At 45.6% G+C, this 8,293-nt stretch carries 7 protein-coding genes; all 7 read right to left on the minus strand.

All coding sequences use genetic code 11. The features are described from left to right. On the minus strand, positions 1-80 hold an 80-nt coding region (locus RH949_RS14415), incomplete at its 3' end, for a peptide-methionine (S)-S-oxide reductase (protein ID WP_446354010.1). 215 nt (positions 81-295) lie between these two features. After that, positions 296-1,555 (minus strand): FAD-dependent hydroxylase, encoded by a 1,260-nt coding sequence (locus tag RH949_RS14420; RefSeq protein WP_446354003.1) that lies wholly within the window; start codon positions 1,553-1,555, stop codon positions 296-298. Positions 1,556-1,640: 85 nt separating this feature from the next. Next, on the minus strand, positions 1,641-2,729 hold the full coding sequence (hypE, locus tag RH949_RS14425) for a hydrogenase expression/formation protein HypE (RefSeq protein WP_006106177.1): 1,089 nt from the start codon (positions 2,727-2,729) through the stop codon (positions 1,641-1,643). 211 nt (positions 2,730-2,940) lie between these two features. Then, positions 2,941-3,153: a tautomerase family protein gene (locus RH949_RS14430; protein ID WP_006106176.1), complete on the minus strand. Its 213-nt coding sequence runs from the start codon at positions 3,151-3,153 to the stop codon at positions 2,941-2,943. Between the two features lie 278 nt (positions 3,154-3,431). Next, positions 3,432-4,574 carry a hydrogenase formation protein HypD gene (gene hypD / locus RH949_RS14435; protein ID WP_446354005.1) on the minus strand — a complete coding sequence of 381 codons (1,143 nt, stop codon included), beginning with the start codon at positions 4,572-4,574 and terminating at the stop codon, positions 3,432-3,434. A 34-nt stretch (positions 4,575-4,608) separates the two neighbouring features. Beyond that, the gene (locus RH949_RS14440) at positions 4,609-4,854 is read right to left on the minus strand and encodes a HypC/HybG/HupF family hydrogenase formation chaperone (protein WP_006106186.1); all 246 of its coding nucleotides are present in this window, start codon (positions 4,852-4,854) and stop codon (positions 4,609-4,611) included. Between the two features lie 240 nt (positions 4,855-5,094). Then, the gene (gene hypF / locus RH949_RS14445; RefSeq protein WP_446354008.1) at positions 5,095-7,641 is read right to left on the minus strand and encodes a carbamoyltransferase HypF; all 2,547 of its coding nucleotides are present in this window, start codon (positions 7,639-7,641) and stop codon (positions 5,095-5,097) included. Positions 7,642-8,293: the final 652 nt, after the last annotated feature.

The raw sequence follows: 8,293 nt of genomic DNA on the forward strand, positions 1-8,293 counted from the left end.
GTAGAGGTAACGCCATTTAATCGACGAAATGCCGCCTCTACTCCCCAAAAACAGCCTGCTCCAAATGTCGCTTTTTCCATGAGATATTCACCTATTTTTACGACAACTGGGTATAAGTAGGGCTTGCTGCACAAGACCGAACCCTTGGCTACCAAAGCTTTGAGTAGCATGAACATTGGCTCATCTTCAAAGAAAAAGGATAAAACCTTTTCATACCTTTGCACCATTATCAGGGAAAATGTATCATTGCTTCCCCCGCTTCCCCTCACCACAACACTTATTCAGCAGACCTTACTTAATTAAGTTGAGCGACTTGAGGAGTGCGTCCTTTGAAACCTGTCATTAATTGCAGAGCATAACACTTAACAGGATACAGATGACGCAACATCCATAATCCTAGGCGACGTAGGGTAACGATGGGCAACCAGTTATTAGAAAATATTCGATCTAGGAAATCAGTAAAGCCTAAAATGACCAGATTTTCGTGTTTGCGCCACCGTTCGTAGCGCTTGAGTATCCGTTCGTCTCCGATATCTTCACCCTGTTGATGGGCGTCTTGGATGACTTGGGCAAGGGCGGCGGCGTCTCGGATGCCCATATTTAGTCCTTGTCCACCCACAGGATGACAACAATGGGCGGCGTCGCCAATCAGGGCGAGGCGGTGCTGAGTGTAGCGATCGCTTTGCATTAACTGTACGGGAAAGACAATGCGATCGCTATCTAGTTCTAAATGCCCTAAAAGCCCGCCTGTGCGATATTCTAGGAGTTCGAGGAATTCCTTTTCATCTAAGTCTTTTAACTGGTGGGCTTCGGCGTGAGGGGCTGTCCACACCACCTGACAGCGATTTTCGGCGAGGGGGAGTACCCCCATCGGACCACTCTCCCAGAAGCGTTCAAAGGCGGTATCGTTATGGGATTTCTCAGTTTTAATCCGGGCGGTGACGCAGGATTGCCAATATTTCCAGCCTTTTGTGCCGATTCCGGCGGCTGTACGAATGCGCGATCGCGAACCATCAGCCGCAACAACTAAGCGCGATCGCAGGTGTTGAGATGTTCCATCCACGTTTACCGTCACCTCTACCCCAGAGGCTTGATACTCCACATCCACCACTTCCGCCGGAGACAACCAGCTTACAGTCGGGCAATCTGCCAAAAACTCATACAGCGAGGTAAGCAGGGGACGATGTTCGCCCACATACCCTAAATCTTGAGTACCTAAATCGCTGGGGTGAAATTGCACGAATTTAGGATAATCGGCATCAGAGAGACGAATTTGCCGATAGGTGGCAATTTGCGGCTGAATAGTCTCCCAAATCCCAATTCCTTGGAAAATACGCCCAGAAAGCAGTGAAAGGGCGTAAGCTTGCCGTCTGGCTACGGCGACTGACTGAGGTTTTGCCTCAATTAATCCGATCCGTAACCCGGACTTTTTCAACGCACAGGCGAAGGTTGCGCCGACAATACCGCCGCCAACGATGACCAGATCGTAGTCAAAGGTTTGATTGTATGCCTGTTCTTGCGCCATTTTCAGAGAATGTATCGAAATGATAAGCATTTTTACTTTTCTTCATTTTGACGCGGATAGCTGTAGAGGGCAAGGACTTGTCACGTCTATACAATGTTTGGTGAATTCAGTTCCATTAACATATTCTGGGTAATTGATCCCCGACTAGCATATCTACAATCCGTTCCGCCCCAAACGCCGTTTGCAGTAATACCACACCCGCAGGGGAGTCAATCACTTCACCGACAATACAGGAATCCTCTCCGGCTGGGTGAGACTTCATCGCCGATAATACAGATTCAGCGTGCGATCGCGGTACAATAACGACCAGTTTCCCTTCATTGGCAAGATATAACGGATCTAATCCCAGAATCTCACAAACTCCATTCACCTCTTCCCGAATCGGAATCGACGCCTCATCTAAACGAATCCCCACGTCAGAACTTTGGGCAAATTCATTTAACACCGTAGCGACACCACCACGAGTCGCATCCCGCATGGCATGAATTTGGGGACAAACCTCAAGAATGGCATCCACTAATCCATTTAACGGTTGACAATCGCTTTTAATGTCTGTTGATAATGCCAATTCCCCACGGGCGATTAAAATAGCTGCACCATGATTTCCCAATTGACCATTAATAATTACCGCATCACCGGGTTGAATCTGATGGGCGGAAATAGAAACACCTTCTCTGATAACACCAATTCCGGCTGTATTGATAAACAGTTTATCAGCCGATCCGCGATGGACAACTTTGGTATCTCCCGTAACGATTTTTACCCCAGCAGCGTCGGCGGCTGTTTTCATACTCAGAACGACTTGCCGTAAGGTTTCGACAGGTAGTCCTTCTTCCATAATCATGCTACAGGTTAAATAGAGGGGTTTTGCCCCACTAACCGCTAAATCGTTGACGGTTCCATTGATAGCTAATTCCCCAATATTACTACCGGGAAAAAATAGGGGATCAACGACGTAAGAATCGGTGGTAAAGGCTAATCGATCCCCCTGACTGATGAGTTGGGCGAGGGGAATTGTGGCTTGATCTTCCAGTTGGGAAAGGATGGGATTATCGAAACTTCCGACAAAAATATCATCAATTAAATCCCGCATGGCTTTGCCACCACTGCCATGTGCCAGGGTAATGGCGGTATCTTTAACTTTATTGGGGCGGCGTCGAATTTTTTCGATTTTTTGGAAGAGAGGATTTTGGTTATTTGTCATTAGTCATTTGTCTTATGTCTTATGTCTTATGTCATTCGTTATTTAGTTGGGGCGGGTTTAGTGATATCAGGGTTAAAACAAAACGTTAAGGGTAAAACCCGCCCTTACAACAGACGTTCCATCTTCCCCATCTTCTGGGTTCGTAGTAGGCACTTTAGTGCCATAAGCGCTAAAGCGCTTACTACAAACTCTAAAGTCAGTGGCATTCAATTTAGGTGTGATGTTTCCCTCCTTTACCGGGTTTATCGGAATGTAATTCGCCGCCAACTGCCCAATTTTCGCGCTCAAATTCATCAATGTGAATTGTTACCCATTCGGGTTTTGTTCCTAAGGTGGAAACTAGGGTATCTGTGAGTGCTTTGGCGAGTTCACGTTTTTGATCAACCGAGTGACCTTTGGCAATTTGAACAGTAACAAATGGCATAACCGTTTATTCTCCACTCTAAACCTGTGTTTTAACAGTATTGTATGGGGGAAAACGGACGGATTTTGTAGTTTACTTATCGGTTTGGTGGATAAAGTTTGGGGGCTAAACCCACCTTGACAAATGTTCTCCCGCGACTGTTTAAACTCTCAAGAAACACGTTCTGATACAGGGGGTTGAGGAGAGGGTGACCTGATGTAATTGAGTAAAGGGCGACCCGATGTCATTGAGTCGAATGGTGTTGTTAATTTATGCCGGCGGGTCGCCCCTACAGGGGATTAATTTATACCGACGGCAGTTTTGGCAACTTTGGATAGACGTCCATATTTGTAATACGCTGCACAAGCCCCCTCTGAGGATACCATACAGGTTCCAATTGGGTTTTCTGGTGTACAAGCCGTACCAAAAACTTTACATTGCCAAGGTTTCATGACACCTTTGAGAATTTCTCCACATTGACAGGCTTTGTGATCGGCGACTTGACGATTGGGAAGGGTAAATTTAACTTCGGCATCAAATTGGGCGTAGTCGGGGCGAATTTTGAATCCGGAATTGGGGATATCACCGAGTCCTCGCCATTCAAATTTTTGCCGCACTTCAAAGACGGTATTCATGGCGTTTAAGGCGACAGAATTCCCTTCAGGTTTGACGATGCGATCATATTGGTTTTCAACCTCACAGCGCCCTTGAATCAGTTGCTGCAATATCATCCACAAGGATTGCAAAATATCTAAAGGTTCAAATCCGGAAACCACTAATGGTTTTTGGTACTGTTGGGCAATAAAGTGATAGGGTTCTGTACCAATAACCATGCTGACATGACCGGGACCAATAAAGGCATCCAGTTGTAAATCGGGATTGTCTAATAAGGCTTGTAAGGCGGGAATGACTAAAACGTGATTACAGAACATACTGAAGTTTTGCAGTCCTTCAGCATCAGCCTGTAGGATGGTTAATGCGGTACTGGGGGCGGTGGTTTCAAAGCCAAGTCCGAAGAAAACGACTTCTTTATCGGGGTTATCTTTGGCGATTTGCAGGCTATCTAGGGGAGAATAAACCATACGAATATCCGCCCCGACTGCTTTGGCTTGGAGTAGGCTTTTTTGGGAACCAGGAACCCGCATGGCGTCACCAAAGGTGGTGAGGATAACATTAGGATAATCCGCGATCGCGATCGCGTCATCTAGGCGTCCCCTTGGCATTACACAGACGGGACAGCCGGGACCATGGATTAATTCGATGGTGTCGGGTAGGATTTCTTCGAGTCCATATTTAAAGATGGAATGGGTATGACCACCACAGACTTCCATCACTTTTAGGGGTTGGCTTGGAGTTTTGCCTAATTGTGTGGTTAAGGTTTGGATTTCTCGCAGTAGGGCTTTGGCTTTTTGGGGATCGCGAAATTCGTCAACGTATTTCATAGTTTGTCATTGGTCATTGGTTATTGGTCATTGGTCATTCGGCTAAGGCGAGTTCGTGGAGTAATTGTAAGGTTTCGGCGGCTTCTTGTTCGTCGAGGCGATTCATGGCAAAGCCGACGTGAACTAATACCCAATCGTTAATACAGGTGTCAATGGGATGATTTTCATCAATAATACAGGCAATATTAACTTGGCGTTGGACGCCACTAATATTAACCATGGCGAGTTGGTGTTCTTTATCTGTTATTTCCGTAATTTGACCGGGAATGCCTAAACACATTTTTTTGTTGTCCTTTGTGGGTTGTTTGTTGTCTTGGGTAAGCTGAGGTTTTAATTTAAAGGAGGGCGGGTTTTGTTGTTCCGTTATTGGTGGGGAGGGCGGGTTTTGTTGTTCCGCTATTGGTGGATATCTGAATTGATTCCCTAAACCCGCCCCTACGATTGTCCCTAAATTCGCCCCTACAAATTGTCCCTAAACTCGCCCCTACGATTGTCCCTAAACCCGCCCCTACATTCTGTCTCAATCAGCCCCTCCATTCTGTCTCAATCTCTCCCGATAACTGAGTGATTGTGCAGCGGCAATTACGGCTTGTCCTAAGGATAGTCCTCCATCATTGGGTGGAACTAGGCTGTGTGTCAATACTCTCATCCCCATTCTCTCTAAATTTTCCCTGACTTGGGTCAATAAAATCCGGTTTTGAAACACACCTCCGGTGAGGATTACTTGATTGCTGATTAAATCAGGACGTAACTGCTGAACCATAGTCGCGATCGCGTCGGCTAATCCTTGGTGAAATTTGGCGGCAATGAGGGACTTTGACATAATAGTTTGCTGTAAATCGTCCAATAATGCAAGCCATAGGGGATAAGGGTCTAAAATTAATTCTGTTTCTTGATCTAGTTTGCCAATAGTAAAGGGATATGCCCCGACTTCTTTAACATAATTTAAACTATCTGGGGTAACCAGGGTTTCCATTTCAATCGCAGCTTGCCCTTCATAGCTACAGTCTGCCCGACAAATCCCCAACGCCGCCGCCACTGCATCAAATAATCGTCCAGCAGATGAGGCGAGGGGTGAGTTAATCCCTTTTTCCATAAGTTGATTCAGCAAGGGATGGGGTTTTTGATCTAGAAATTGAATCAGGTCTAAATTACCATATTCTTGTTTTAACCTGTTCCAGTTCAATGCTGCGATTAAATGGGCGTAGGTATTGCGCCAAGGTTGATAAATTGCCTGTTCTCCGCCAATCATGGCGATGGGTTTAAATTTACCTAATCGTTTAAATCCCTGATAATCAGCTAAGAGGAATTCTCCCCCCCAAATTGTGCCATCTTCTCCATAGCCTAATCCATCTAAGGCGATTCCTAATATGGGGGGAGTGGTGAGTGGGATATTATTTTCTGCCAGACAAGCGGCAATATGGGCATGATGATGTTGGATAGGATGTAAGGAAAGATGATTAGCAGTTGCTAGTTCTTGTCCTAGTTTCGTCGATAGGTATTCGGGATGTTTGTCTGTGGCGATCGCACTCGGTTTATGGTCAAATAAGTTTAGGTATAGATTTAGGGTATCCTGGTAAGCGTTAAAGGCAGCCGCATTCTCTAAGTCTCCTAAATGTTGAGATAAGATTGCTTCTCCATCTCGCAATAAACAGAAGGTATTTTTTAGTTCACTTCCCATCGCCAGAATCGGTGGACATTTTTCAAATCCTGGGGGTAAATTAATCGGTTTCGGGGCATATCCACGGGCGCGGCGTAGGGTTTGGATGTGGATATGTCTTGCCATAGTTCCTCTGTAGGGGCGGGTTTCACAATTATCGTTTTTTGTCACCCTGATGTGACTAAACCCGCCCCCATCAAAGTTTTGAAGTTGTCGTTTTGACTGGATAACTCGCACCACCGAATCATCGACACGATTGACAATATCACGGTTATGCAGCAGCAAATAATCAGCGATTTTGCCTAACTTTAAACTGGCATCTTGATTATCGATACATTGCGGTTCATCGGAGAGATTCCCACTGGTTAAAATAATCGGATAATCCAGCCGTTGCAAAATCAAATGGTGTAGGGGGGTGTAGGGTAGCATAAACCCCAATGTTGTTTGTCCCGGTGCGACTGAATCCGCAATTTTGGCTGTAGAGACGCGCCATGGCGCGTCTCTACAATTTGCGCGGTTAGGGATAACATCAATTAAAACAATAGGCGCGGCGGGACTTTGTAATAATTCCTTTTCCTTGGCATTCAAAGTACAATACTGTTCAATCACCTCCAAATCTCGCGCCATCAACGCAAAAGGTTTATGATACCGTTGCTTACGCGATCGCAACTGTTGTACTGTGGTTTCATTGGTGGCATCACAGGCTAAATGAATCCCGCCTAATCCTTTAATTGCCACAATTTCCCCTTGTTTCAGCAGGGTACAAACGGTATCAATGGGGTCAGATGTATCCATTTTTTCACCATTCGCCCGTTCTAACCATACCTTGGGTCCACAAACCGGACAAGCAATTGGTTGGGCGTGGAAGCGGCGATTTTCGATAGCAAGGTATTCCCTAGCGCAATCGGGACACATGGCAAAGTCTGCCATGCTAGTATGCTTACGGTCATAGGGAATCGAGCGAATAATAGAAAGGCGTGGACCACAATGAGTACAATTCGTAAACGGGTAATTGTACCAGCGCGATCGCACATCAAAGGTTTCGGCTTGACAGTGGCGACAAGTGGCGGCGTCAGGGGGAATTTGGGTTTGAACGGTACTATTGACACTCTGGGTAATGGTAAAGTCATGGAACGTGCGATCGCCTGGATTAGGAGTACGGTCAATCGATTCAATCTTGGCAAGGGGTGGGCAGTCTATTTGTAAGCGTTGCACAAAGTCTGCGATCGCCTCTGTTGTTCCTGATACGTAAATTAAGACACCTTGACCATCATTACAAACTTCTCCGACTAGATTACACGCCTTTGCCAAACGATACACCGTTGGGCGAAATCCCACCCCTTGTACCGTACCCCGCACGCGAATTTCTTCTTGGCTGATTATGGATGGATGATTGTTTATTGCCATTTGCCTAATCTAGACAATCCTCCGCTATTGTAATTGATAAAATAGTTCTATCAAGCGCCTAAATTAATGGATTAACTTGAGTTCGTAGTAAGGGCTTTAGCCCTAGATTTGCTTAGTTTTTCTGCCTCAACCCAACCTACACCTATTCTACCATTGTAACTGTGCCGTACCACCCAGCCAACTGATTAGCGGCTCAATCTTCAGCAATAAGTTATATCAAATTGTTTATCCATACAATGAAGGCTAACACTTCACCTCACTCAACAGGTTGAAAATAGACTTGCAGTCAACCTTGCCAAAATTCTGCGATCGCGTGACTCATCAACTCAGCCAAGCTTGATTGGTATATTATTAAGCCGCAAGTCCCTTAAGTCGTCTAAAGACGACTAAACACGAGTTTTAGTCCACTTCAGTGGACTTAAGCTATAAGCCAAGAACTTGAGTTCTTGGCGGGTGACGGGGGATTACTAAACGCTTAAAATATAAGTCTGAGTCTGACAGATTTAAGAGGAGTCAACAACTCACCGCTAAGTTCTATCGAACTATAGCGGGAGCTTGTAAAAACAGGCTCTAGTTGACCAGACTAAGTTCTACGAGAACTACGTTATTTAGCTCATGACACCCTAAGATGCGTGCCAGTTTTAGGCTCTGT

Source organism: Coleofasciculus sp. A1-SPW-01, from assembly GCF_040217205.1.
Taxonomy (GTDB): Bacteria; Cyanobacteriota; Cyanobacteriia; order Cyanobacteriales; family Coleofasciculaceae; genus Coleofasciculus; species Coleofasciculus chthonoplastes_A.